Origin of the sequence: Streptomyces shenzhenensis, from assembly GCF_003688995.1 — a bacterium.
Taxonomy (GTDB): domain Bacteria; phylum Actinomycetota; class Actinomycetes; order Streptomycetales; family Streptomycetaceae; genus Streptomyces; species Streptomyces shenzhenensis_A.
The window spans coordinates 283,153-306,866 of the sequence record NZ_PENI01000006.1 but is presented as its reverse complement, the minus strand read 5'-3'; the positions used below and the strand labels follow the sequence as shown (position 1 = coordinate 306,866).

Below are 23,714 nucleotides of genomic sequence, written 5' to 3'. Positions count from 1 at the left end.
GTCCAGGGAGGGGTGTTTCACGTGAAACATGGTGAAGACCCCTCCCCTCAGACTCAGTGACCGGCTTCGGGAGCGATGTGCTGTGTCCCGATCCGCTTGCTGAACACCCAGTACGTCCAGCTCTGGTAGAGCAGCACGATCGGCGTGGCGATCACCGCGCACCAGGTCATGATCTTCAGGGTGTACGGGCTCGACGAGGCGTTGGTGACCGTGAGGCTCCAGTCCGCGTTGAGCGAGGACGGCATGACGTCGGGGAAGAGCGACAGGAAGAGCATCGCCACGGCCGCCACGATGGTGACGCCCGAGAGCGCGAAGGACCATCCCTCCCGGCCCGTCTGGTTCGCCGCGAGGGCGGCCACCAGGGCGGCCACCGCCACGACCATGGCCACCAGACTCTTGCCGTCACCGTGGTCGATCTGCGTCCACAGCAGGAAGACCAGCGCCACCACGGCCGTGACGAGACCGACCCGCAGCGCGAGCTTCCGGGCCCGGGCACGGATGTCCCCGACGGTCTTGAGCGCGGTGAACACCGCACCGTGGAAGGTGAACAGGGTCAGCGTCACGAGGCCGCCGAGCAGTGCGTACGGGTTGAGCAGATCGCCGACAGTGCCGACGTACTCGAAGTGCTGGTCGATCTTCACGCCCCGGACGATGTTGGCGAAGGCGACACCCCAGAGGAACGCCGGGATCAGCGAGGTCCAGAAGATCGCCGTCTCCCAGTTCCGCTGCCAGTGCTCCTCGGGGCGCTTCGCCCGGTACTCGAAGGCGACGCCCCGGACGATCAGGCAGAGCAGGATCACCAGCAGGGGCAGATAGAAGCCGGAGAACAGCGTGGCGTACCACTCGGGGAAGGCGGCGAAGGTCGCGCCGCCCGCGGTGAGCAGCCACACCTCGTTGCCGTCCCAGACCGGGCCGATGGTGTTGATCAGCACCCGGCGCTCGGGCCGGTCCCGGGCGAGCAGCTTGGTGAGAATGCCGACCCCGAAGTCGAAGCCCTCCAGGAAGAAGTAGCCGATCCACAGGACGGCGATCAGGACGAACCAGACGTCGTGAAGTTCCATGACTGCAGCTCCCTCGGCCTAGTACGAGAAGGCCATCGGCTTGTCGGCGTCACGGGAGTCGCCGCCGATCTTCGTGGGCGGGTTGAGGTCGGCCTCGGTCAGCTCGGGCGGACCGGCCTTGATGTACTTCACCAGCAGCTTGACCTCGATGACGGCGAGGACGGCGTAGAGCGCGGTGAAGACGATCATCGAGGTGAGGACCTCGGCCTGCGAGACCCCGGGGGAGACCGCGTGCCGCGTCTGCAGGACGCCGTAGACGACCCACGGCTGACGGCCCATCTCGGTGAAGATCCAGCCCCATGAGTTGGCGATCAGCGGGAAGCCCAGGGTCCAGATCGCGATGCGCCAGAACCAGGGGGTGAGCTTCGGGCTGAGCGCCTTGTTCTTGAACAGGACCAGATGGGGCACCTCGTCCTCGCCCACCCGCAGATGCTGCGGCAGCATGAACTTCTTGCGGGTCAGCCACAGACCGGCGATGCCGATGGCGAAGGACGCCATGCCGAAGCCGATCATCCAGCGGAACGCCCAGAAGGTGACGGGGATGATGGGCCGGTAGTCGCCCGGTCCGTACTTCGCCTGCTCGGCCTTGTTGGTGTCGTTGATACCGGGGACGTACGAGTTGAAGTCGTCGTTGGCGAGGAACGACAGGACTCCCGGGACGGACAGCTCGACGGTGTTGTGGCCCTTGCTGACGTCGCCGTAGGCGAACACCGAGAACGGTGCGCCGTCCTGGCCGTCCCACAGGGCCTCGGCAGCGGCCATCTTCATCGGCTGCTGCTTGAACATGACCTTGCCGAGGGTGTCGCCGCTCACCGCGGTGAGCAGGCCGGCGATGACGACGGTGACGAGACCCAGTCGCAGCGAGGTCTTCATCTCGCGCACGTGCTTCTTGCGGGCCAGATGGAAGGCCGCGATGCCGACCATGAAGGCGCCGCCGGTCAGGAACGCCGCCGTGAGGGTGTGGAAGACCTGAGTGAGCGTGGTGTTCTGGGTGAGCACCAACCAGAAGTCGGTCAGCTCGGCACGCCCCCTCGCCTTGTCGATCTTGTAGCCGACGGGGTGCTGCATCCACGAGTTGGCGGCGAGGATGAAGTACGCCGACAGGATCGTGCCGATCGAGACCATCCAGATGCAGGCCAGGTGGATCTTCTTGGGCAGCTTGTCCCAGCCGAAGATCCACAGACCGATGAAGGTGGACTCGAAGAAGAAGGCGATCAGCGCCTCGAAGGCGAGCGGGGCGCCGAAGATGTCACCGACGAAGCGGGAGTAGTCCGACCAGTTCATGCCGAACTGGAACTCCTGGACGATGCCGGTGACGACACCCATCGCGATGTTGATCAGGAAGAGCTTCCCCCAGAACTTCGTCGCTCTCAGATACTTCTCTTTCTCCGTACGGACCCAGGCGGTCTGCAGTCCGGCCGTGAGAGCGGCCAGGGAGATCGTCAGGGGGACGAAGAGGAAGTGGTAGACGGTGGTGATACCGAACTGCCAACGCGCCAGAGTCTCCGGCGCCAGTGCCAATTCCACGTCGTCAGTCTCCTTACGTCGCCGTGGTGCTGCGACAGTTTGCCCCTTTTATCACACACATCAGCGGAGCAACCGGGACACGCTTGTGAACGCGTTCACATTCACAAGCAATTATGACGCATGGCCGTTCGACACCGGAGAGGCGGGGGTCCCTCATCCGGACCGACCGGGTCCGACGGATGTGGACCGATGGGTCCATGACCGTTCCTGCCTGCGGAAACGCGCCGGAGAGACCGGTGCCGGACGCATCGCTCGCGACATGAATGTGGCCCGTTTCACGTGAAACGGGCCACACCCAGGAACGTCATTCCACGAGGGGTGGAGCGCTACGGCTCCTTGCGGAACGCCTCGGTCACCTTCAGGAAGATGTCGTTCGCCTCGTTCTCCCCGATCGTCACCCGCACCCCCTCGCCGGAGAACGGCCGGACCACGACCCCATGGCGCTCACAGGTCTCAGCGAAGGCGCTCGTGCGCTCCCCCAGCCGCAGCCAGACGAAGTTGGCCTGCGTCTCGGCGACGGTCCAGCCCTGGCCGCGCAGGGTGTCGACCACTCGCGTCCGCTCGCACACCAGCGAGCCGACCCGGCCGAGCAGCTCGTCCTCGGCACGCAGCGAGGCGATGGCCGCCTCCTGGGCGAGCTGGCTCACCCCGAACGGCACCGCCGTCTTGCGCAGCGCCCCGGCCACCCGGTCATGGGCGATGGCGAAGCCGACCCGCAGCCCGGCGAGGCCGTACGCCTTCGAGAAGGTCCGCAGGACGCAGACGTTCGGCCGGTCCCGGTACAGCTCCACTCCGTCCGGCACCTCGGGGTCGCGGATGAACTCCCGGTAGGCCTCGTCGAGCACCACCAGGACGTCACCGGGCACCCGGTCGAGGAACCGCTCCAGCTCGGCCCGCCGCACCACCGTACCCGTCGGGTTGTTGGGATTGCACACGAAGATCAGGCGCGTCCGGTCGGTGATCGCGTCGGCCATCGCGTCCAGGTCGTGCACCTCGCCCGGGGTGAGCGGCACCTGTACCGACCGGGCCCCGCTGATCTGCGTGATGATCGGGTACGCCTCGAAGGACCGCCAGGCGTAGATGACCTCGTCGCCCGGACCGCTGGTGGCCTGAATCAGCTGCTGGGCCACACCGACGGAGCCGGTGCCGGTGGCCAGATGGGCGAGCGGGACGGCGAACCGCTCCGACAGCTCGTTCATCAGCCCGGTGCACGCCATGTCCGGGTAACGGTTGAAGGACGAGGCGGCGGCCGTCACGGACTCCATGATGCCGGGCAGCGGCGGGTACGGGTTCTCGTTCGAGGAGAGCTTGTAGGCGACCGGGCCGCCGGCCGCCGCGGGCTTGCCCGGCTTGTAGGTGGGGATACCCTCCAGCTCCGCGCGCAGCTTGGGGCTCGTCTCGCTCACCACAGTCCTCCTCGCGACCACCGGTGGACCGTCATCGCCACCGGCATCCAATACTCCTCACCTTATGAGGATTCGGCGCCCCTGCGTACAGGTCGGGAGGCGCGAGAAGCGCTGAGGGGCAAACCTCACGAACCCCACCCACATCAAGGGCATCACGGTATGAATGGGTACAAACAGGGGGGCGCGTCTCACATATATCTACGCGCGGGTGGCTCACGCCGTGGCGCGCATCGCTCATGCAGGTGAGTTGAGACCTCTTCGAAACATCGGAGACTTGGCAGGCCCATGCGCGTTGACAAGTCACGTCTTGCCATTGGATCGTTCAACTGACTTTCTTTCTAAGGTAGTTGACCCCTCTTGACCATGCAGAAACGTGCCTGTCAATGAGTGCATATGCGTCCGCACTACTCCACCGCAGGAGCCCTACTATCGGCTCGCCATGACAGCAGTAGGGAAGCACCAGGTGAGCCGCGCGGAAACCTCACGCCGAGGCGGCCGGCCGGGACGGGCGGGCATCAGGGACGTGGCCGCCGCCGCCGGAGTCTCCATCACAACCGTCTCCGATGCCCTGAACGGCAAGGGCAGGCTCCCGGACGCCACCCGCCGCCATGTCAGAGAGGTCGCCGACCGGTTGGGCTATCGCCCGTCAGCCGCGGCGCGCACGCTCCGCACCGGAAAATCGGGCCTCATCGGCCTCACTGTGACGACGTACGGGGATGAACCTTTCACCTTCACCGAGTTCGCGTACTTCGCGGAGATGGCCCGGGCCGCCACCTCCGCCGCGCTCGCCCGCGGCTACGCGCTGGTGATCCTGCCCGCGACCTCGCGGCACGACGTGTGGTCCAATGTCGCCCTGGACGGCACCGTCGTCATCGACCCCTCCGACCAGGACCCGGTGGTCAGCGAACTGGTCCGGCAGGGCTTACCGGTCGTCTCCGACGGCCGCCCGGCGGGCCCGATCCCGGTCACCGCCTGGGTCGACAACGACCACGAGGCCGCCGTCCTCGGCATCCTCGACCACCTCGCCGCCGCGGGCGCCCGCCGCATCGGCCTGCTCACCGGAACCACGACGGACACGTACACCCATCTGTCGACCACCGCCTATCTGCACTGGTGCGAGCGCGTCGGCCAGGACCCGGTGTACGAGGCCTACCCGGCGCACGACCCCTGCGCGGGCGCCGTCGCCGCGGACCGGCTGCTGGCCCGCCCGGACCGCCCCGACGCCGTCTACGGTCTGTTCGACCCCAACGGCACCGATCTGCTCGCCGCCGCCCGCCGCTACGGCCTGCGGGTCCCGGACGACCTGCTCCTGGTGTGCTGCAGCGAATCGACCGTGTACGCGAACACCGAGCCGCCCGTCACCACGCTCTCGCTGAAGCCGCGCCGCATCGGCACGGCGGTGGTCCAGCTCCTCATCGACGCCATCGAGGGCGTCGCGACGGACCAGCCGGTCGAGCAGGTGATACCGACCGAACTGATCGTGCGCACGTCGTCCCAGCGGCGGCCGCCGCGCACGACGGTCAGCCCGCCCCGGGTGCCCGACGAGAACTAGTGATCGGGGCCGGCGGCGGGATGCGCCCCGGCCCCCGGTGGTGACAGCAACGACCAATCGGGGCGAAAGCCGCGGCGATCCGCGGTCCTGCCCCGATTCACCACCCCTGGGTCATCACATGGCGCGATCCGCATTCCTATGATGGGCCCACGACACCGCGGACCGCTGCGACCAGGCAGTCCGATGCGGTGCAGAGGCGGCGCGATGGTGGAGGGGTCGGATGACTCAGGGGGCCGGTCAGGGACCCGAAGCGGAACGGACGGCGACGTTGCGCGACTTCCGGGTGCCCGCGTACGTCAACGAAACCGGTCCGTACGCCCACAGCGCCCACCCCGACGGCACCGCCACGCCCGTCGAGGAGAGCTACCCGGAGGGCTACACCCCCACCGAACGCGACCTGCCCGTCATCCACCGCGGGGACACGCTCCAGGTGCCCGTCGAACCGGCGTCAGACCCGGCCGCACAGTCCGAGGCCGGCCCCGGCGCGCTGTTCGTGGTCGGCGACGTGCACGGGTATCTCGACGAACTGGTCGCCGCCCTCCAGCAGAAGGGCCTGATCGACGCCGCGGGCCAGTGGTGCGCGGGCACCGCACGCCTCTGGTTCCTCGGCGACTTCACCGACCGCGGCCCCGACGGCATCGGCGTCATCGACCTGGTGATGCGGCTGTCCGCCGAGGCCGCCGCGGCCGGCGGCTACTGCAAGGCTCTCATGGGCAACCACGAGCTGCTCCTGCTGGGCGCCAAGCGGTTCGGCGACACCCCCGTCAACTCCGGTGCGGGCACCGCCACCTTCCAGGCCGCCTGGCTCCTCAACGGCGGCCAGAAGACCGACATGGACCGGCTCCAGGACCACCATCTGCAGTGGATGGCCCGTCTCGACGCCGTCGAGGAGGTCGACGGCTATCTGCTCGTGCACTCCGACACCACCGCCTATCTCGACTACGGCGACTCGATCGAGGCCGTCAACGACACGGTCCGCGAGACCCTGACCCGCAATGACGCGGACGAGTGCTGGGATCTGTTCCGCAAGTTCACCAAACGCTTCTCCTTCCGCGACGAGGGCGGCGCCGACGCCGTCCGTTCACTGCTCGATACGTACGGCGGCACCCGGATCGTTCACGGCCACAGCCCGATTCCCTATCTGCTCGGGCAAGTCGGCTCCGAGGACGGCGAGGACGGCGCCGGGCCCGTGGTCGAGGGCCCGCACGTCTACGCCGACGGGCTCGCCATCGCGATGGACGGCGGAGTGACCATGGCCGGAAAGCTGTTGGTCCAGCAACTTCCCCTGGATATCTGAGCGTTCCCTGGGCAGGCGCCCCGCCACGACGTCCGCGCGGGCCGACGGCCAATTTCCGGCAACCCCCTGTCACCGCGTACCGTCACGGCTCTACCATCGGCTTATCCGTAGCAGGCTCCCCTCCGTTTCTGCCCGACGGCTCGCCGGCGTGCGAGCCCCAAGCCCTACGGAGCATCGGGGGATGCACATGAACAGCGTTCCGCAGCACCTGCTGAACGAGGACCGCCAGGACTACGAGCGGATCCTCGATGAGGCGCTGCGCTCCGCAGCACACCGCCCTGACCTGGCCGCTGTCGGACAGCGGCTGAACCCCGAACAACTGCGCACCATGGCACTGAACGCCACCGCACTCATCACGGCGGCCGCGGCGACCGAGTACCAGCACTATGTGAAGGTTCGCGAGGAACTGCGCCAGCCGGCGCCGTCCACCCCGTCGTCGTCCACCCGGGAATCCGGTTCCGCGGATTCAGGCCCGGGCGCGGTGGGGCTCGCCACCACCCTCGGCGAGGCCGCCGAGACCTCCGGCGCGGGCGCCATCGCCGTCGTCGCGGTCCTGGCCCCCGTCCTCGCCGGAACCGCCGCGGCGATATTCCTGCTCGTCGGCTACGTCCTGAAGATGCTCGACCCCGAGCCGGCGTTCGCCCGGACCATGCTCACCGCGGGATGGGTGTTCGGCGCGGTGACCGCGGCAGCGATCCTCGTCGCGGCCGTCGGCCTGCTGCTCACCGCCCTGCGCAACCGTCCCTCGCTGGAGGCCGGACGGTACCGGGCGGCGAACACGGAGCTGGTCCGGGCCAGGGAAGCCTGGCAGGAGGCCCTGCTGGAACGGGGCGTCCTGCCGTTCCTGCGGGAGGCGCTGGCGGACCCCGGCACGACGGCGTCCCGCCGTACCGCCCCGCCGGCGCCGACCAGCCGCATGCCGCGCCTCGGCTACGGCCGCCCGGGCTTCAGCAGCCCCGAGGAGGGCTCCGCACCGGGCTCACGTCCGAGCTTCAGCAGTCCGGACTACACGAGCCCGGACTTCGGCGGCCCCGACCACCAGCCGGAGTGATCCCGGCTTGCGCCCCCACGGGGGCGCAAGCCGGGCACCCGGTGCAAACCCGTCGATTCCCGAGACACCCGAGACACCCGGACTCCGAGAGCGTCGCTTTCCGGCCACATTCCCGGCGCTCGGGACGGTGCCCGGCAGGAGGCGGCTCACGCCGATCTCCCGTTTCGCGCCCGGAGTCCCGCGCGCTCGGACTCCCCGCGCACCCGGGGGTTCCCAGGCGTGCGAGGAACCTTCGCATGCGGCCGGGCGCTCCGCCCGGGGCGTGTCAGTCAGCGATCGGCAGGTACACCCGGTTGCCGCCGGCCGCGAACTCCTTCGACTTCTGGAGCATTCCTTCGGCGATCTCCTCGTGGGAGGCCCCGTCGGCCATATCGCCGCCGAACCGTTCCGTGATGCTGTGGCTGATCTTCATCGAGCAGAACTTCGGCCCGCACATGGAGCAGAAGTGGGCCGTCTTGGCGGGTTCGGCCGGGAGCGTCTCGTCATGGAACTCCCGGGCCGTGTCCGGGTCCAGGGCGAGGTTGAACTGGTCCTCCCACCGGAACTCGAACCGGGCGTCGGACAGCGCGTCGTCCCATTCCTGCGCGCCCGGGTGGCCCTTGGCGACGTCGGCCGCGTGGGCGGCGATCTTGTAGGTGATGACGCCGGTCTTGACGTCGTCGCGGTTGGGCAGGCCCAGGTGTTCCTTGGGCGTGACGTAGCAGAGCATGGCCGTGCCCCACCAGGCGATCATCGCGGCGCCGATGCCGGAGGTGATGTGGTCGTAGGCCGGAGCGACGTCCGTGGTCAGCGGGCCGAGCGTATAGAACGGAGCTTCATCGCAGATCTCCTGCTGAAGGTCGATGTTCTCCTTGATCTTGTGCATCGGGACGTGTCCCGGGCCCTCGATCATCGTCTGTACATGGAAACGCCTCGCGATCCGGTTGAGTTCCCCGAGCGTGCGCAACTCCGCGAACTGTGCCGCGTCGTTGGCGTCCGCGATCGAACCGGGGCGCAGGCCGTCGCCGAGCGAGTACGTGACGTCGTAGGCGGCGAGGATCTCGCACAGCTCCTCGAAGTTCTCGTACAGGAACGAGTCCTTGTGGTGCGCGAGGCACCAGGCCGCCATGATGGATCCGCCGCGCGAGACGATGCCTGTCTTGCGGTTCGCGGTCAGCGGCACGTGCGGCAGCCGAACGCCCGCGTGGACCGTCATGTAGTCCACGCCCTGCTCGGCCTGCTCGATGACCGTGTCCTTGTAGATCTCCCAGGTCAGCTCCTCGGCCCTGCCGTCGACCTTCTCCAGGGCCTGGTACAGCGGAACCGTGCCGATGGGCACGGGGGAGTTGCGCAGCACCCACTCGCGGGTGGTGTGGATGTTGCGGCCGGTGGACAGGTCCATGACCGTGTCGGCACCCCAGCGGGTCGCCCAGGTCATCTTCTCGACCTCCTCCTCGATGGAGGACGTCACCGCCGAGTTACCGATGTTGGCGTTGACCTTCACCAGGAACCGCTTGCCGATGATCATCGGCTCGATCTCCGGATGGTTGACGTTGGCGGGCAGCACGGCCCGCCCCGCGGCGAGCTCCTCGCGGACCACCTCGGGAGAAACGTTCTCCCGTACCGCCACGAACTCCATCTCCGGAGTGATCTCGCCCCGCCGCGCGTAGGCGAGTTGTGTGACCGCACCGCCGTCGCGGCTCCGGCGCGGCTGCCGTGGGCGGCCCGGGAAGACCGCGTCCAGATTGCGCAGCCCGCCGCGCGGCGAGGTGTGTTTGATCCCGTCGTCCTCGGGACGGACGGGACGGCCCGCGTACTCCTCCGTGTCACCACGGCCGATGATCCAGTTCTCCCGCAGCGGCGGCAGGCCCCTGCGGACATCGGTCTCGACGAACGGATCGGTGTACGGACCCGAGGTGTCGTAGAGCGTCACCGACTCCCCGTTGGTGAGGTGCACCTGACGGACCGGCACCCGCAGATCGGGGCGTGAGCCCTCGACATACCCCTTGTGCCAGCCGATGGACTGTCCGGCCTCCACGCCATCGGCGCCTTCGGAACCGATGACGGTTCCGTTCACCGCGTTCTGTGTGGAGGCAGGCGTGCGTACGTCCTTGTCGGTCATGAGACCTACTCCCTACGCCGGCATTACCCGGTAACAGGTTCGGCGGTCGACGCAGCGGTTTCCGTCCATCGGCGTTTCATGTGAAACATCACTCGTTCCACGTGAAACATCGCGAAGACGGAGGTCAGCGCCCTCTCAGCCCGGTGCTCCGAGCTCCCGCGTGTGCAAAGGTGCCTCCACGCTAGCGTCAATTCGGGCGCGGTGAACAGAGGGCCCCTGTCGTTCTTGCGATGATCGGTCGGTGACCACGATGCAGCAGTCCCCCTACCCTCCACCCGAGCCGCAGCGCAGACACGGCTCCGCGCAGGGCGGCGGACATGGCCACGAGGGCCACGGTTCCGGCGACGGCCACGGGCCCGGTCCGGGCCACGGACAGGGTCATGGGCAGGTTCAGGGCCCCAGCCAGGGACCCCACGGCCCCGGCCACGGACACGACCAGGGGCACGGTCACGGACCCGGTCAGGGATCCGGTGACGGCCACGGGCAGGGCCACTCGCACAGTCACGGTCATGGGCCCGCAGCGCCCGTCTCCCAGCATCTGCGCAAGGTCATCGCGGCCGTCCTCATCCCGTTCGCCACGGCGGTCGTCGTGGGGCTCGTGGTGCTCTGGCCCGGTGGCGCCCCGTCGCACGAGCGCACCGGGGTCGGCTTCGACCGGCAGACGCAGCAGGCCACGGTCACCCAGGTCGTCGCGGTGAGCTGCAAGGCGGTGAACGCCTCGGGGGACACCCCGACCGGCGACACCTCCACCGCCGAGGGGAGCTCCGCGCAGCAGCAGGCGACCGGCAGCTGCAAGAAGGCCACCATCCGGGTCGACACCGGCGACGACAAGGGCCGTACGTTCACGGAGATCGTGCAGCCGGACCAGTCACGGCAGTTGCACCAGGGCGAGAAGGTCGTCGTCGCGTACGAGCCGTCGGCGCCGAAGGACCTGCAGTACTCGGTCACCGACGTGAACCGGAAGTTCCCCCTGGTGCTGCTCGCCGGCATCTTCGCGCTCGCCGTCGTGGTGGTGGGCCGGCTGCGTGGCGTGATGGCGCTGGTCGCCCTGGCCATCAGCTTCATGGTGCTGACCCTCTTCATCCTGCCGGCCATACTCCAGGGCTCGAACCCGCTGGTCGTGGCGGTGGTCGGGGCGAGCGCCATCATGTTGATCGCCCTGTACCTCTGTCACGGCCTGTCGGCCCGGACCTCGGTGGCGGTGCTCGGCACGCTGGTCTCGCTCCTGCTGATCGGCGTCCTCGGCTCGGGGTTCATCGGCTGGGCGGCGCTGACGGGCAACACGGACGACAACACCGGTCTCATCCACGGCCTGTATCCGGAGATCGACATGAGCGGGCTGCTCCTGGCCGGCGTCATCATCGGCTCGCTGGGCGTCCTGGACGATGTGACGGTGACGCAGACGTCGGCCGTCTGGGAGCTGCACGAGGCCAATCCCACGATGGGCTGGCGCGGGCTGTACCGCGCGGGCATCCGCATCGGCCGCGACCACATCGCGTCCGTCGTCAACACGCTCGTCCTCGCCTATGCGGGTGCCGCGCTGCCGCTGCTGCTGCTCTTCTCGATCGCACAGAGCAGCGTCGGCACGGTCGCCAACAGCGAACTGGTGGCGGAGGAGATCGTCCGCACCCTGGTGGGCTCGATCGGCCTGGTGGCCTCGGTGCCCGTCACCACGGCGCTGGCGGCGCTGGTGGTGTCGGCCGACCGGCCGGGGCAGGAGGCGGCGGCGCCCGTGGGGGCGGCGCAACCGGCCGGGGGGTCCACGCAGCCTGCCGCGGCGCGAGGCGGCCGGGGCAGGCGCCGCAAGCGCTGACGGTTCCGCGCGACGGACATGGTGAGCGTCGCGAACGGTCGGAAACGGACAAGAAGAAGCGTTCCTGCGCAATCCGGTGCAGCGCGGCCCGTCGTATACCCGGACGGGACGCCTCAGCCGGCGCTCTGCTCCTCGGCCAGGATACGGTCCAGCGCCTCTTCGAGATGGGCGTCGAAGTCGGCGAGCGCCCCCTCCTGGCCCAGCGGCACCAGCTTGTCCGTGCGGTCCAGGAACGCCACCAGTGGTGGCGCCGAGGAGCGGAACACGGCCTGGTCACCGCCGACCTGAAGCCGGATCAGCACCTCGCCCAGGGCCTCGGCGTCGGCGGGCGCGATGTGCACGTCCCCGTCCCCGCACGGCCTGCCCACGCCGTCGATCAGCAGCTCCCGCCCGAAGGCCCAGGTCACGGGGGCGTCCCCGGGCAGATGGAAGGTCAGCCGTACGGCATAGGGATCACAGGTCTCGTACCGCAGTTCCACCGGGATGCGGAAGGAGAGCTCCTCGGACACGAGAAAGCTCATCATGACCTCTGCCTGTACGGACTCGCGCATCGCCTACCCCGTCGTGTAACGCCGCCTGGCCTGGAGTGACCCCATTGGCACTGATGGCATCTTGCTGAACGTACACAGCAGATCACAAGGAGTGAGTTTTCAGATACTGATAGAGAGCGCGAGCGCGCCGAGATGCCGTCCGATCTCGGCCTGCAACTGCTCCACCGCAGGCAGCAGCCGGTCGTCCTGATGGGCGGGCATGGAGATGGCCATGGTCGCCGCGGTCGCGCCCATCGTGATCGGGACGGCGGCGCAGACCGCGCCCAGCGCGTACTCCTGCCGCTCCGCCACCGGTTCCATCCGCCGCAGCCGCTCCAGCCGCCGCAGCAGGCTGTGGTCGTCGCGCACGGTGTACGGGGTGAGGGACTGCACCGGGTAGCGGTCGAGGTGGTCGCGGCGGGCATCCTCGTCCAGCTGGGACAGCAGGCACTGCCCGACCGCGTGCGCGTGCCCGGTCTCGCGGAAGTCGGCCCACTCCACGACCGCCGGATTGCCCGGGGTGTCGGAGACGCACATGACGTCGATCTCCCCCTCGCGGTACACGGCGTAGTACACGGGGGCGCCGATGGAGTCGCGCCAGTGCGCCAGCATGGAGGCCACTGTGCTGCGACGTTTCTGCTTCGCACCGCTGCCGCTCAGCCGCACGGCCGCCTCACCGAGGAAGAGCAGTCCCTTCTCGCGCCGCAGATAGCCCTCGTGCACCAGGGTGCGCAGCAGGTGGTACGCCGTGGGGAGCGCCAGCCCGGTCTCGCGGGCCAGTTGCTTGGCGGGCGCTCCGTGCTCGTGCCCGGCGACGCACTCCAGCAGGCGCATCGCGCGCTGCACGGATCCGATGAGGGTCACGGGGCGCGGCTGTTCGGGGGCCGCCGCGGCGGGCGGCCGCTGCACGGGAGATGCGGCCGGGGGTGCCGGGAGGGGAGACGTGTGCGTTTCCGCGGGTGCGGTGTCAACCGTGGCCAAGGGGCACTCCCGAAGCGCGAGGGGCAGCCCGTGCGGGGAGACACGGGTGGGGGTCTGCACCGCCCGGTTGGGCTGGACCCCGCGTTGAGTTCCGGACTCTAACCGTCGGCCACGACTTTGGGACGGTCCTGCCCGGAAACTTCCCCCGCCCGAGGGAACCGGTGATTCCTGTTACCGCCACCGGTCACCCTCGGTGCTCACCAGTCGCCGCGCGACGAAGAGCTCGATGTGAACTTACGCACCACGTAGATGAGTCCGCCGACCAGCGCCACGAAGATCAGCGCCTTGAAGAGCAGACCGATCACGAAGCCGACCACGGTCGCGATCAGGCCGCCGAACACGACCAGGGCGATGACCGGCACCGCGATCCACTTCACCCACCACGGCAGTCCCGCGAAGATCTCTCGCATTGCCCTCGTCCTTCTCTGCGTTCTCCAGCGTTCCCGGACACGCTCGAACGTGCCCGGTGGTTCTCGACGCCCGTCGACGGTCTCGATGGTCGTCGATGTCCTGCCCTCGATGCTAGGGCCGCGGAGCGCCCCCGCGGGGGCCTCGCACCCCTTGTCCGCCCCTGACCGGTCCCCTAGGGATCCGCGGGGCCGAGGTCACGCCTCGGGCGGAGAGAAGACCACCAGGACCCGCAGGTCCTCGGTGATGTGGTGGAACTTGTGGGGTACCCCGGCCGGCACGTACACCACGCTGCCGCGCGCGACCTGTGTCGTCTCCGTGCCGACCGTGATCGAGGCGCGGCCGCTCACGACGAAGTACACCTCGTCCTGGCGGTGCGGCTGCTGGGGGTCGTGCTCGCCCGCATTGAGCGCGTACAGACCGACCGACATATTCCGTTCGCGCAGAAACTGCAGGTAGGCGCCCTCGTTGACGGCGCGCTCCGCCTCCAGTTCGTCCAGCCGGAATGCCTTCATCGCCCTTGCCGCCCTCGCCCCACTGCTCGTCACCGCACTCGTCTGCCACGATCAGACACATGAAGAATTTCGTAGTCAAGACGATCGCCAATGCCGGCGCCCTGGCCGTCGCCGTATGGCTGCTCGACAAGATCACCCTGACTGGCGACAACACCGCCAAGAAGGCCGGCACGCTGATCGTCGTCGCCCTGATCTTCGGCCTGGTGAACTTCCTGGTCAAGCCGATCGTGCAGGTGCTGACCTTCCCACTGTTCATCCTGACGCTCGGCCTGATAACCCTGGTGGTCAACGCGCTGATGCTGCTGCTGACCTCCTGGCTGTGCGACAAGCTCGATCTGAGCTTCCATGTGGACGGGTTCTGGACGGCGGTCCTCGGCGGCCTGATCATCTCGATCGTCTCCTGGGCGCTGAACCTCGTGCTGCCCGACGGCAAGGACTGATCCCGCGATGACCTACCGCGTCTGCTTCGTCTGCACCGGCAACATCTGCCGCTCCCCGATGGCCGAGTCCGTCTTCCGCGCCCGCGCGGCGGAGGCGGAACTCACGGACCTGGTCGAGGTCGACAGCGCCGGGACCGGCAGCTGGCACGAGGGCGAAGGCGCCGATCCACGCGCCGTCGCCGTCCTGGAGGAGCACGGCTATGACATCGACCACACGGCCCGGCGGTTCGATCCGTCGTGGTTCTCCCGGCTCGACCTCGTGATCGCCCTCGACTCCGGACACCTCAAGGCCCTGCGCCGCATGGCACCCACGGAGGAGGACGCGCGCAAGGTGCGGCTGCTGCGCTCGTACGACCCCGGTGCCGGGGACGACCTCGACGTGCCCGACCCGTACTACGGGGGGCTGGACGGCTTCGCGGAGTGCCTTGAGAGAGTGGAGGCGGCGAGCACCGGGCTGCTCGCCGCCGTACGCGAACACCTGGAGGGACGGGCCGCATGAGCGACACCAGCACGGACGACGGCCGGCCCGGCGACGGCACACGCGCGGTCCGCGCCGGACTGCCCGAGCCGGTCAAGCACGAGCCGACGCTGCCCGGACCGGTCTTCGCCGCCCATTTCCATCTGCCGGGCGAGGTGACGGGCCCCTACTCCTACGGCCGTGACGACAACCCCACCTGGACGCTGCTGGAGCGCGCCGTCAGCGAGCTGGAGGCGCCCGGGCAGGACGATGCCGAGACGCTCGTGTTCGCCTCCGGCATGGCGGCCGTCTCGTCGGTGCTCTTCTCGCAGCTGCGCGCCGGGGACACGGTCGTGCTGCCCTCCGACGGCTACCAGGCGCTGCCGCTGGTGCGCGCCCAGCTGGAGGCGTACGGCATCGAGGTGCGCACCGCGCCGACCGCCGGTGACGCCCAGCTCGACGCGCTGGACGGGGCGAAGCTGCTGTGGCTCGAGACGCCGTCGAACCCCGGGCTCGACGTGTGCGACATCCGCCGCCTGGCCGAGGCGGCACACGCGCGTGGCGCCCTGGTCGCCGTCGACAACACCCTGGCCACTCCGCTGGGACAGCGCCCGCTGGAGCTGGGCGCGGACTTCTCGGTGGCCAGCGGCACCAAGCAGCTCACCGGCCACGGGGACGTGCTCCTGGGTTATGTCGTCGGGCGCGATCCCGAGGCGATGTCCGCCGTGCGCCGCTGGCGCAAGATCGTCGGAGCGATCTCGGGGCCCATGGAGGCGTGGCTCGCGCACCGTTCCATCGCCACGCTCCAGCTGCGCGTGGACCGGCAGGACGCCTCCGCGCTCACCGTGGCCCGGGCGCTGCGGGAGCGGCCCGAGGTGACCGGGCTGCGCTATCCGGGGCTGCCCGACGACCCCGCGCACCCGGTCGCCGCGCAGCAGATGCGGCGCTACGGGTCCGTGGTCTCCTTCACGCTGGCCACGCGCGCGCGTGCCGAACGTTTCCTGGCGGCGCTGCGGCTCGTCGAGGACGCGACGAGCTTCGGCGGGGTCCGGTCCACGGCCGAACGACGTGGCCGCTGGGGCGGAGACCCGGTCCCGGAGGGCTTCATCCGGCTGTCGGTCGGCGCCGAGGACCCGCAGGATCTGGTGGCCGATCTGCTCCGCGCACTGGACGAGTCCGCCGCGTGAGCGGATGACGAAAGGCGGTCCGAGCCTCCCCCCTCGTGGCTCGGACCGCCGCGGTTCCGCGCGCGAAGAACCGCGCCAACAAGGCTAGTTGACTCTGTGTCAGTGTCCAATCACAGTAGCGACAGCGACCTATCGACTTATTTATAGTTGGGCCCTGCCCGGGGGGACGGCGAGAGGGGCAGGAAAAGGGAGGGCGTGCCATGGACCTGGCCTTGCTGCGCACCTTCGTGACCGTGCACCGGGCCGGCTCCTTCACCCGCGCCGCCGCACTGCTGGGCCTGTCCCAGCCGGCGGTCACCTCCCAGATCCGGACCCTGGAGCGGCAGCTGGGCCGCCCGCTGTTCCTGCGGCAGGCGCGCGGGGTGACCCCGACGACCATCGGGGACGAGCTCGCCCACAAGGCCGCCCCGCATCTCGACGCCCTGGTGGAGATCACCGAGACCGGCCTGGACGACGAGTCCTCCCTGCGCACCCTGCATCTGGCCGGCCCGCCCGAGTTCACCGCCGAACGGGCGCTCCCGGCGCTCACCGAACTCACCGGCGACGACGGGCAGGGATTCGCTCTCCGCGCGTCCTTCGGCAACGCGGAGGAGACCCTGGAGGGGCTGGCCGCCGGACACCATGATCTGGCCATCGGCACGGCCCGCCCCCGCGGCGCCCTGCTCACGGCGACGCCGCTGTGCGACGAGGAGCATGTGCTGGTCGCCGCCCCGCGCTGGGCCGAGGAGATCGATTCGGGGCAGCTGCGCAGCAAGGGGGCGCCCGCCCTGGAGGACCTGCCCGTCGTCGAGGTCCATGAGTCGCTGCCGTTCGTCTCCCGGTACTGGGCCTCCGTCTTCGACTGCCGCCCGGCCGCCTCGGGCACCGTGATCGTGCCCGATCTTCGGGCGGTCCTCGCGTGTGCGACGGCGGGCGCGGGCCTGGCTGTCCTGCCCCGCTATCTGAGCGCCTCCGCCCTCGACCGGGGCGAGGTGGTCGCGCTGCACGAGCCCGCGGTGCCGCCGCTGCGGACGTACTTCCTGGCGGTGCGCACCGGCACCCTCGCCATGCCGCACATCGCACGGGCGCACGAGTGGCTTCAGCGGGCGGCCACGGACTGGGACTGAACGGCCGGTGGCCGGGTCACACCGTGCGGTCGGCCCGTGGCACTTTGCAATGTTTCACGTGGAACCAGCCGGGCCACATTTCCTCCATGACCGTCCGACCCGTGGTCAAGCGCACCGCCCGCGCCGTCCTGCTGGACGGCGACGACCTGATCCTGATCAAGCGCACCAAGCCCGGAGTCGATCCCTACTGGGTCACCCCCGGTGGCGGGGTCGAGCCGAAGGACACGACCGTCGTCGACGCCCTGCACCGTGAGGTGGACGAGGAACTCGGCGCCAAGATCACCGATGTGGTGCCCTGCTTCGTGGACACCGTGGAGCACATCGGCGAGGACGGCGGCGCGACGGGTGTGAAGGTGCAGCACTTCTTCGTCTGCCGCCTGGAGTCCATGGACCCGGCCCTGCGCCATGGCCCCGAAGTGGACGAGCCCCTGGGCGAGTACGAGATCGTGCGTGTGCCGTTCACCCGTGTCGGCATCGCCTCCGTCCATCTCGTGCCGCTGTCGCTGCGGCACTATCTGGACGGCAATATCGAGGGGGTACGCGCCATGCACGCCCCCGATCTCGGCTGACGGTTCAGTCCTCCACGGCGACGAGTTCCTCGACCGAGTCGTGCCGTATGCGCTCCGCCGGGATGCCGATGTTCCGCAGCATGGCGACGCCGTTGCGGATCATCCCGGGCGGTCCCGAGAGATAGGCGTCGTACTCGTTCCAGGGGCCGTACTCCCGGATGGCGTCGGGGAGCTGGAGATGTGCCTGCTGGTCGATGATCGCCCGGACCGAGAGCCAGGGGTGGACCTGCTGGAGCCGGAGCATCGTGTCGATGTCGTACAGGTCCTGGTCGGTGCGGGCGCCGTAGAACACCTCGACCGGGCGGCGGTCGCCGTGTTCGGCGACGTCCTCGACGAGCGCCTTGATGGGCGCTATGCCGGTGCCGCCGCCGAGGCAGAGCAGACCGCTGTCGGTGGTGTGGTCGACGGTCATCGAGCCGGCCGACGGGCCGAGCCGGATGGTGTCACCGGGGCGGGCACGGTGCACCAGGGCGTTCGAGACCCAGCCCGCGGGGACGGCCTTCACATGGAACGTCAGCATCCCGTCCGAGCGGGGCGCGGACGCGAAGGAGTAGTGCCGCCAGATCCTGGGCCACCAGGGGGTCTCCAGGCTCGTGTACTGCCCGGCGAGGAAGGGGTAGGGCTGGTCGGGCCGGACGGTGACGACCGCCACGTCGGGCGTCCTGAGTTCATGGCTGACGATCTCCGCCTGCCACCAGGCCGGAGCCCGCAGCTCGTCCACGGCCGCGGCATCGATCATCACCTGCGAGATCATCGTGTACGCCCGCACCCACGCCGCCTCCGCCTCCCCGTCCCAGACGGCGGAGGCGTACTTGCTCAGCGCGCCGATGAGGCACTCGCCGACGGCCGGGTAGTGCTCGGCCCGGGTGCCGTACTTGCGGTGGCCACGGCCGAGGTTCTGCAGATAGTCGACGAGGACAGGGGTGTTGTCGATGTGCTCGGCCGCGGTCAGCAGCGCCTTCAGGAGCCGGTCCCGCTGGGTGTCCATCGCGGGCGGGAACAGCGACCGCAGATCGGGATGGCGCACGAAGAGGAGCGCATAGAAGTACGAGGTGACCTTGTCGGCGACGGGGTCGACCTCGGCCATGGTGCGACGGATGAGAAGGGCGTCCGGGGAGGCCTGCGGGGAGACGGGCACGGAACGCTGCTCGGGCACCCGCGGTTCACGCGGCGACGGTTCGGGCGGGGCGGTCGGCGCCGCGAAGGGTGAGGGACCGGGCCCCGGTATTCGCCCCGCAGACTCCGGGGCTTCGGCCGCGGCGGTCGGCGGGCCGGGGGGCGCCGAGCCTGCCGGCGCCGAGCCGACGGCCGACGGGTCGGAGGGCGCACGGCCGGTGGCAGGAGCGGCGGGGACGTTCACCGGCGGGTGCTCACGGTTCGCCGGCTTGCGCCGGCCCACCGGTCGCAGCACCGCCGGGCGGCGGACCTCCGACGGCTGCTGATCGCCGTCCGACGGCGCGATCGGCGGCAATCTGCGGGGCGTGAACCAACCGCTCCCGCTGGAAGAGCCGTTGTCGGCCGACGTGGTGGTCGGAGCGTCCATGGTGTGCCTCGCCTCGAACATCTTTCGGTCGGTCCGCGCACTTCCTCGATCGGAGGTGCCTGCTTGCCCCGCGGACGGCCTGCCTTCTCCCCTTCGCCCCGGCGACCGGTGAGGCCACCGCAGCGTCCCGTTCCGAGCGGTGCGAACCCCACCCCGGACATGAACCGGAGTCGACCCTACCGGCAGCCGCCGTGCACACAAGTCCTTCCTTCCTCCCTCACGATTCGAACAAGGGGCGAACCATCGATACCTTCAATTACCGGGCGCGCGACACCATTTCATAGGCATCCGGCATATCCCGCCCGCCGCTGTACAGCATGCAGGAGGCCGTCCGGGCCCGCTCCCGGTTTCACGTGAAACACCCTTATCGGCGCACTGTGCCGATCACCAGGCCGTGGCCAAAAGAACGTGCGTCTATCCGAAACAGGTAGACGTCAGGGGTGCTGTTCGGACAGCCTGACCTGCGTGCCAACACCTTCCCTCGCCTCTTTGCCCATCCGTCGCCTGACGCCTCGCGATCTCAGCGCCTGCGCCGACTTGTCGGAGGATCGGGGGTGGCCTCGTGAGGAACACAAGTGGGGCTTCCTCCTCACGGCAGGAAGGGGGCACGGCATCGACGACCCCGACGGTGGTCTCGTCGCCGCCTGTGTCGTCACCGAGTACGGTCCCAGGGAGCGCCCCGACCTGGCTGCCGTCGGCATGGTCCTGGTCGCCGAGCGGCACGCCCGCCGAGGTGTGGGGCGCCGGCTGATGCGTCACGTCGTATCGACGATGGGGCCCACACCCCTGACGCTGTATGCCACGCCGTACGGCCGCCCGCTGTACGAGGAGCTGGGCTTCAAGGTCACCGGTCGCGTGGAGATGGTGCGCGGGCGCTTCAGCCCTGCGGGGCCGGCATCCCGGGTGGCGACCCGTGCGGCCACCGCCGAGGACCTCACCTCGATCGTCCGGCTCGACGAGGAGGTGTTCGGTGCCGACCGCACCCCCGTCATCACCCGGCTGCCCGCCTTCGCCGACCGGCTCTGCGTCGCCGAGGACAACGGCCGGATCATCGGGTACGCGGCCGCCTGGCCCAATATGGACACCCATGTCGTCGGTCCGCTGATCGCCCGTGACACGGAGACCGCGAAGGCCCTGATCTCCGCGCTCGCCGCCCACACCGACCGCCCGCTGCGCACCGACATCGACGTACGGCACGAGGAGCTGCTGGCCTGGGCGAAGGAACGCGGGCTGGCGTCCGTGGCCTTCAACGCGGTGATGACGTACGGCAGCACGCAGTTGCCCGGCGACTGGACCCGCCGGTTCGCGCCGCTGACGGTGGCGGCGGGCTGAGGAACGGTGCCCGACGGCGAACGCCGGCTTCCGCTGTGTCGCGGGAGCCGGCGTTCGCCATGACGGGAGGCGCGCTCAGACAAGCGCCTGCACGGCGGTCAGAGCGAACCCGTGGTCCTGCTCGGGCGCGCCGCCGCCCACGCCGATCGCACCGATCAGCCGGCCGTCGCGGTGCACCGGGATGCCACCCGCGATGAACAACAGGGGCCGGTCGAGAGCGGTCGGCAGGGTGTGGAAGAGCCCGCCGGGCTGTACGGCGTCGACGAGGTCGGCGGTGGGCGCGTTCAGCTGAAGCGCGGTGTAGGCCTTGCGGGTGCTGGTCTCTCCGGAGATCAGCACCGCCCGGTCGTCCCGGCGGAAGGCGAGCAGATGACCGCCCGCGTCCAGGACGGTCACGCTGACGGTGACTCCGGCGGCCTCGGCGGCCGTGCGGGCCGCGGTGACGAGGGTCTCGGCGTCCTGGGTGGTGAGCGGGGCGACGGCGGCGGTGGTGCTCATTCGGGGGGCTCCTTGAGGTGTTCCTGAGAGGGCGTGCGGTCCCCGGGACGGGGTCGGCTCAGTGGTGGACGGCCGACTGCCGGGCAGCGGGCGTGCCGTCCGCCACCGCGGTGCCGAGGGTGGTGGCCCGGCGTTCCCGGCGCTCCAGCGCGGCCGAGAGGAAGGCGAGCAGCAGCGCGGCCGCGGCGAGCGCGGCGCCGACCCAGTTGGGGGCGGTGTAGCCGAAGCCCGCGGAGATCACGATGCCGCCGAGCCAGGCGGAGAGGGCGTTGCCCAGGTTGAAGGCCCCGATGTTCACGGCCGAGGCCAGCGTGGGAGCGCCGTGCGCCTGGTCGAGGACGCGCTTCTGCAGCGGCGGCACGGTGGCGAAGCCCAGGGCGCCGATCAGCGCGATGGTCACGGCCGCCGCGATCTTGTGGTGCGCGGTGGCCGTGAAGAGGGCGAGCACGACGGCCAGGGCGCCCAGGGAGATGTACAGCATGGGCATCAGGGCGCGATCGGCGAACCTGCCGCCGATGAGGTTGCCGGCGACCATGCCGAGGCCGAAGAGCACCAGCAGCCAGGTGACGGAGCCGTCGGCGAAGCCGGCGATGCGCGTCATCATCGGCGCGATGTAGGTGATGGCCGCGAAGACTCCGCCGAAGCCGAGGACGGTCATCGCCATGGCGAGCAGGACCTGGGCGTTCTTGAAGGCGGCCAGTTCGTGGCGCAGGTGCACCCCTTCGGGCCTGGGCATCTCGGGGACCAGCCGGGCGATGCCGGCCAGGCCGACGACGCCGAGGGCCGCGACGATCCCGAAGGTCACCCGCCAGCCGACGTGCTGCCCGATGAGCGTGCCCAGCGGGACACCGATCACATTGGCGACGGTCAGCCCGGTGAACATCATCGCGATGGCCCCGGCCTTCTTGTTGGGGGCGACCAGCTCCGCGGCGACGACCGACCCGATGCCGAAGAACGCCCCGTGGGCGAGGGAGGCGACCACTCGGCCGATCAGCATGACCGCGAAGGCCGGGGCGAGGGCGGACAGCAGGTTCCCCGCGATGAACAGGCCCATGAGCAGCATCAGCATCCGCTTGCGCGGAATCTTGGTGCCGAGCACGGTCATCAGCGGGGCGCCGATCACCACGCCGAGGGCGTAGCCGGTCACGAGCAGGCCCGCGGTGGGGATGGAGACGCCGAAGTCGCCCGCCACCTCGGGCAGCAGGCCCATGATCACGAATTCGGTCGTGCCGATCCCGAAGGCCCCGATCGCGAGGGCCAGGAGCGCGAGAGGCATGGGGGACAACCCTTCCCAAACGATTGCAGGTGCGCTTTACGTGCGTTCACAATAGTTGCAGACGCGGGCTATGTGCAACCGCAGGCAATTGCGGGGCTGCTCTATCCTGGTCTCAGCCGCTCCGGGACGGAGGAAACGCCCATGACAGCGACCGACCCCTCGCTCACCGCCCTCGCCCAGGGCTGGTGCGCCCTCTCCCTGCTGCACGGGAGGATCGAGACGCACATCGAACGCGCCCTGCAGGCCGGACACGGACTGAGCGTGCGCGAGTACTCGCTGCTCGACGTGCTCAGCCGGCAGCACGACGGCGACGGGGGCCATCTGCAGATGAAGCAGGTCGCCGATGCGGTGGTCCTGAGCCAGAGCGCCACCACCCGGCTGGTCACCCGGCTCGAGGACCGGGGTCTGCTGGAGCGCTATCTGTGCCCGACGGACCGCCGCGGCATCTACACGAACGTCACCGAGGCGGGGCTCGCCCTGCTCACGGAGGCACGGCCGACCAATGACGCCGCCCTGCGCGAGGCCCTCGACGAGGCGGCCACCCACCCCGAGCTGGCCCCGCTCGTACGCGTCGTGGAGTCACTGAACGTGCCCGCATAGGGTGCGGGCATGGCAGATCTCGAGATACGTGCCGCCGTCGCCGACGACATCCCCGCCATCGTCGGCATGCTCGCCGACGACCCGCTGGGGGCTCAGCGGGAGTCCCCGGACGATCCCACCCCGTATCTGGCCGCGCTGGAACGGCTCGACGCCGACCCGAACCAGCATCTGGTCGTCGCCGTGCGGGAGGGCCACGTCGTCGGCACGCTCCAGCTCTCGATCGTTCCGGGGCTGTCCCGGCGCGGAGCCGTCCGGTCGATCATCGAGGCCGTACGCATCCACGCCGACGCACGCGGCAGCGGTCTGGGCACACAGCTCATCGAGTGGGCGATCGAGGAATCCCGGCGCCAGAACTGTCAGCTGGTGCAGCTGACTTCCGACAACAGCCGCACCGATGCGCACCGCTTCTACGAGCGGCTCGGGTTCACCGCCTCGCACACGGGTTTCAAACGTCAGCTCTGAGC

23 protein-coding genes are annotated in these 23,714 nt (G+C 69.6%); 12 read left to right on the top strand and 11 right to left on the bottom strand.

The genetic code is table 11. The features are described 5' to 3' along the window. Positions 1-53: 53 nt before the first annotated feature. From cydB to hisC, 3 genes are all read right to left on the bottom strand, one after another. Entirely contained in the window at positions 54-1,061 is a 1,008-nt protein-coding gene (cydB, locus tag CTZ28_RS13180) for a cytochrome d ubiquinol oxidase subunit II (protein ID WP_121889526.1), read from the bottom strand. 18 nt (positions 1,062-1,079) lie between these two features. Further along, positions 1,080-2,588: a cytochrome ubiquinol oxidase subunit I gene (locus tag CTZ28_RS13175; RefSeq protein WP_121889525.1), complete on the bottom strand. Its 1,509-nt coding sequence runs from the start codon at positions 2,586-2,588 to the stop codon at positions 1,080-1,082. Positions 2,589-2,914: 326 nt separating this feature from the next. Beyond that, on the bottom strand, positions 2,915-3,994 hold the full coding sequence (gene hisC, locus CTZ28_RS13170; RefSeq protein WP_121889524.1) for a histidinol-phosphate transaminase: 1,080 nt from the start codon (positions 3,992-3,994) through the stop codon (positions 2,915-2,917). 439 nt (positions 3,995-4,433) lie between these two features. On the opposite strand from hisC, the gene CTZ28_RS13165 reads away from it, so the two are divergent. The 3 genes from CTZ28_RS13165 (at position 4,434) to CTZ28_RS13155 (ending at position 7,894) form a co-directional block, all read left to right on the top strand. Then, positions 4,434-5,546: a LacI family DNA-binding transcriptional regulator gene (locus CTZ28_RS13165; RefSeq protein ID WP_121889523.1), complete on the top strand. Its 1,113-nt coding sequence runs from the start codon at positions 4,434-4,436 to the stop codon at positions 5,544-5,546. A gap of 220 nt (positions 5,547-5,766) precedes the next feature. Next, positions 5,767-6,843 carry a metallophosphoesterase gene (locus tag CTZ28_RS13160; protein WP_121889522.1) on the top strand — a complete coding sequence of 359 codons (1,077 nt, stop codon included), beginning with the start codon at positions 5,767-5,769 and terminating at the stop codon, positions 6,841-6,843. A 181-nt stretch (positions 6,844-7,024) separates the two neighbouring features. Beyond that, positions 7,025-7,894 (top strand): hypothetical protein, encoded by an 870-nt coding sequence (locus tag CTZ28_RS13155; protein WP_121889521.1) that lies wholly within the window; start codon positions 7,025-7,027, stop codon positions 7,892-7,894. Between the two features lie 265 nt (positions 7,895-8,159). On the opposite strand, the gene thiC is transcribed toward CTZ28_RS13155, so the two are convergent. Further along, on the bottom strand, positions 8,160-9,995 hold the full coding sequence (gene thiC / locus CTZ28_RS13150; RefSeq protein WP_121889520.1) for a phosphomethylpyrimidine synthase ThiC: 1,836 nt from the start codon (positions 9,993-9,995) through the stop codon (positions 8,160-8,162). Positions 9,996-10,236: 241 nt separating this feature from the next. On the opposite strand from thiC, the gene CTZ28_RS13145 reads away from it, so the two are divergent. Beyond that, complete coding sequence (locus tag CTZ28_RS13145; protein ID WP_121889519.1) at positions 10,237-11,808, top strand: YibE/F family protein; 1,572 nt, start codon at positions 10,237-10,239, stop codon at positions 11,806-11,808. Positions 11,809-11,921: 113 nt separating this feature from the next. Here the strand turns inward: CTZ28_RS13145 and CTZ28_RS13140 are convergent, their stop codons facing one another. From CTZ28_RS13140 to CTZ28_RS13125, 4 genes are all read right to left on the bottom strand, one after another. Then, positions 11,922-12,359, bottom strand: coding sequence for an SsgA family sporulation/cell division regulator (locus CTZ28_RS13140; RefSeq protein ID WP_121889518.1), 438 nt, complete (start codon positions 12,357-12,359; stop codon positions 11,922-11,924). A gap of 99 nt (positions 12,360-12,458) precedes the next feature. Next, a complete protein-coding gene (locus tag CTZ28_RS13135) occupies positions 12,459-13,319 on the bottom strand; it encodes an IclR family transcriptional regulator (protein WP_398655842.1) in 861 nt (286 codons plus the stop codon). A 197-nt stretch (positions 13,320-13,516) separates the two neighbouring features. Then, a complete protein-coding gene (locus tag CTZ28_RS13130) occupies positions 13,517-13,729 on the bottom strand; it encodes a DUF5326 family protein (protein WP_121889517.1) in 213 nt (70 codons plus the stop codon). A gap of 195 nt (positions 13,730-13,924) precedes the next feature. Then, entirely contained in the window at positions 13,925-14,242 is a 318-nt protein-coding gene (locus CTZ28_RS13125; RefSeq protein ID WP_121889516.1) for a cupin domain-containing protein, read from the bottom strand. 59 nt (positions 14,243-14,301) lie between these two features. On the opposite strand from CTZ28_RS13125, the gene CTZ28_RS13120 reads away from it, so the two are divergent. The 5 genes from CTZ28_RS13120 (at position 14,302) to CTZ28_RS13100 (ending at position 18,001) form a co-directional block, all read left to right on the top strand. After that, positions 14,302-14,682, top strand: coding sequence for a phage holin family protein (locus CTZ28_RS13120; protein WP_121889515.1), 381 nt, complete (start codon positions 14,302-14,304; stop codon positions 14,680-14,682). A 7-nt stretch (positions 14,683-14,689) separates the two neighbouring features. Further along, complete coding sequence (locus CTZ28_RS13115; protein WP_121889514.1) at positions 14,690-15,181, top strand: low molecular weight protein-tyrosine-phosphatase; 492 nt, start codon at positions 14,690-14,692, stop codon at positions 15,179-15,181. Beyond that, positions 15,178-16,326, top strand: coding sequence for a cystathionine gamma-lyase (locus tag CTZ28_RS13110; RefSeq protein WP_121889513.1), 1,149 nt, complete (start codon positions 15,178-15,180; stop codon positions 16,324-16,326). The genes CTZ28_RS13115 and CTZ28_RS13110 overlap by 4 nt, the downstream gene beginning before the upstream one ends. Positions 16,327-16,526: 200 nt before the next feature. After that, complete coding sequence (locus CTZ28_RS13105; protein ID WP_121889512.1) at positions 16,527-17,432, top strand: LysR family transcriptional regulator; 906 nt, start codon at positions 16,527-16,529, stop codon at positions 17,430-17,432. 86 nt (positions 17,433-17,518) lie between these two features. Next, on the top strand, positions 17,519-18,001 hold the full coding sequence (locus tag CTZ28_RS13100; RefSeq protein ID WP_121889511.1) for an NUDIX domain-containing protein: 483 nt from the start codon (positions 17,519-17,521) through the stop codon (positions 17,999-18,001). A 4-nt stretch (positions 18,002-18,005) separates the two neighbouring features. Here the strand turns inward: CTZ28_RS13100 and CTZ28_RS13095 are convergent, their stop codons facing one another. Further along, entirely contained in the window at positions 18,006-19,565 is a 1,560-nt protein-coding gene (locus tag CTZ28_RS13095) for a globin domain-containing protein (RefSeq protein ID WP_121889510.1), read from the bottom strand. Between the two features lie 444 nt (positions 19,566-20,009). On the opposite strand from CTZ28_RS13095, the gene CTZ28_RS13090 reads away from it, so the two are divergent. Next, a complete protein-coding gene (locus tag CTZ28_RS13090; RefSeq protein ID WP_121889509.1) occupies positions 20,010-20,876 on the top strand; it encodes a GNAT family N-acetyltransferase in 867 nt (288 codons plus the stop codon). A 75-nt stretch (positions 20,877-20,951) separates the two neighbouring features. Here CTZ28_RS13090 and CTZ28_RS13085 read toward each other — a convergent pair whose 3' ends face one another. Then, positions 20,952-21,374 carry a GlcG/HbpS family heme-binding protein gene (locus tag CTZ28_RS13085; RefSeq protein WP_121889508.1) on the bottom strand — a complete coding sequence of 141 codons (423 nt, stop codon included), beginning with the start codon at positions 21,372-21,374 and terminating at the stop codon, positions 20,952-20,954. Between the two features lie 58 nt (positions 21,375-21,432). Then, a complete protein-coding gene (locus tag CTZ28_RS13080; RefSeq protein WP_121889507.1) occupies positions 21,433-22,650 on the bottom strand; it encodes an MFS transporter in 1,218 nt (405 codons plus the stop codon). Positions 22,651-22,791: 141 nt separating this feature from the next. On the opposite strand from CTZ28_RS13080, the gene CTZ28_RS13075 reads away from it, so the two are divergent. Both CTZ28_RS13075 and CTZ28_RS13070 read left to right on the top strand, forming a co-directional pair. Further along, positions 22,792-23,250, top strand: coding sequence for a MarR family winged helix-turn-helix transcriptional regulator (locus CTZ28_RS13075; protein ID WP_121889506.1), 459 nt, complete (start codon positions 22,792-22,794; stop codon positions 23,248-23,250). A gap of 9 nt (positions 23,251-23,259) precedes the next feature. Beyond that, positions 23,260-23,712: a GNAT family N-acetyltransferase gene (locus CTZ28_RS13070; protein WP_121889505.1), complete on the top strand. Its 453-nt coding sequence runs from the start codon at positions 23,260-23,262 to the stop codon at positions 23,710-23,712. Positions 23,713-23,714: the final 2 nt, after the last annotated feature.

What these genes read in the sequence shown, in the direction of transcription:
- cydB (WP_121889526.1), bottom strand. Translation starts at nt 1,061, where the DNA reads ATGGAACTTCACGACGTCTGGTTCGTCCTGATCGCCGTCCTGTGGATC.
- CTZ28_RS13165 (WP_121889523.1), top strand. Translation starts at nt 4,434, where the DNA reads ATGACAGCAGTAGGGAAGCACCAGGTGAGCCGCGCGGAAACCTCACGC.
- CTZ28_RS13160 (WP_121889522.1), top strand. Translation starts at nt 5,767, where the DNA reads ATGACTCAGGGGGCCGGTCAGGGACCCGAAGCGGAACGGACGGCGACG.
- CTZ28_RS13155 (WP_121889521.1), top strand. Translation starts at nt 7,025, where the DNA reads ATGCACATGAACAGCGTTCCGCAGCACCTGCTGAACGAGGACCGCCAG.
- thiC (WP_121889520.1), bottom strand. Translation starts at nt 9,995, where the DNA reads ATGACCGACAAGGACGTACGCACGCCTGCCTCCACACAGAACGCGGTG.
- CTZ28_RS13140 (WP_121889518.1), bottom strand. Translation starts at nt 12,359, where the DNA reads ATGCGCGAGTCCGTACAGGCAGAGGTCATGATGAGCTTTCTCGTGTCC.
- CTZ28_RS13130 (WP_121889517.1), bottom strand. Translation starts at nt 13,729, where the DNA reads ATGCGAGAGATCTTCGCGGGACTGCCGTGGTGGGTGAAGTGGATCGCG.
- CTZ28_RS13125 (WP_121889516.1), bottom strand. Translation starts at nt 14,242, where the DNA reads ATGAAGGCATTCCGGCTGGACGAACTGGAGGCGGAGCGCGCCGTCAAC.
- CTZ28_RS13120 (WP_121889515.1), top strand. Translation starts at nt 14,302, where the DNA reads ATGAAGAATTTCGTAGTCAAGACGATCGCCAATGCCGGCGCCCTGGCC.
- CTZ28_RS13115 (WP_121889514.1), top strand. Translation starts at nt 14,690, where the DNA reads ATGACCTACCGCGTCTGCTTCGTCTGCACCGGCAACATCTGCCGCTCC.
- CTZ28_RS13110 (WP_121889513.1), top strand. Translation starts at nt 15,178, where the DNA reads ATGAGCGACACCAGCACGGACGACGGCCGGCCCGGCGACGGCACACGC.
- CTZ28_RS13105 (WP_121889512.1), top strand. Translation starts at nt 16,527, where the DNA reads ATGGACCTGGCCTTGCTGCGCACCTTCGTGACCGTGCACCGGGCCGGC.
- CTZ28_RS13100 (WP_121889511.1), top strand. Translation starts at nt 17,519, where the DNA reads ATGACCGTCCGACCCGTGGTCAAGCGCACCGCCCGCGCCGTCCTGCTG.
- CTZ28_RS13095 (WP_121889510.1), bottom strand. Translation starts at nt 19,565, where the DNA reads ATGTTCGAGGCGAGGCACACCATGGACGCTCCGACCACCACGTCGGCC.
- CTZ28_RS13085 (WP_121889508.1), bottom strand. Translation starts at nt 21,374, where the DNA reads ATGAGCACCACCGCCGCCGTCGCCCCGCTCACCACCCAGGACGCCGAG.
- CTZ28_RS13080 (WP_121889507.1), bottom strand. Translation starts at nt 22,650, where the DNA reads ATGCCTCTCGCGCTCCTGGCCCTCGCGATCGGGGCCTTCGGGATCGGC.
- CTZ28_RS13075 (WP_121889506.1), top strand. Translation starts at nt 22,792, where the DNA reads ATGACAGCGACCGACCCCTCGCTCACCGCCCTCGCCCAGGGCTGGTGC.
- CTZ28_RS13070 (WP_121889505.1), top strand. Translation starts at nt 23,260, where the DNA reads ATGGCAGATCTCGAGATACGTGCCGCCGTCGCCGACGACATCCCCGCC.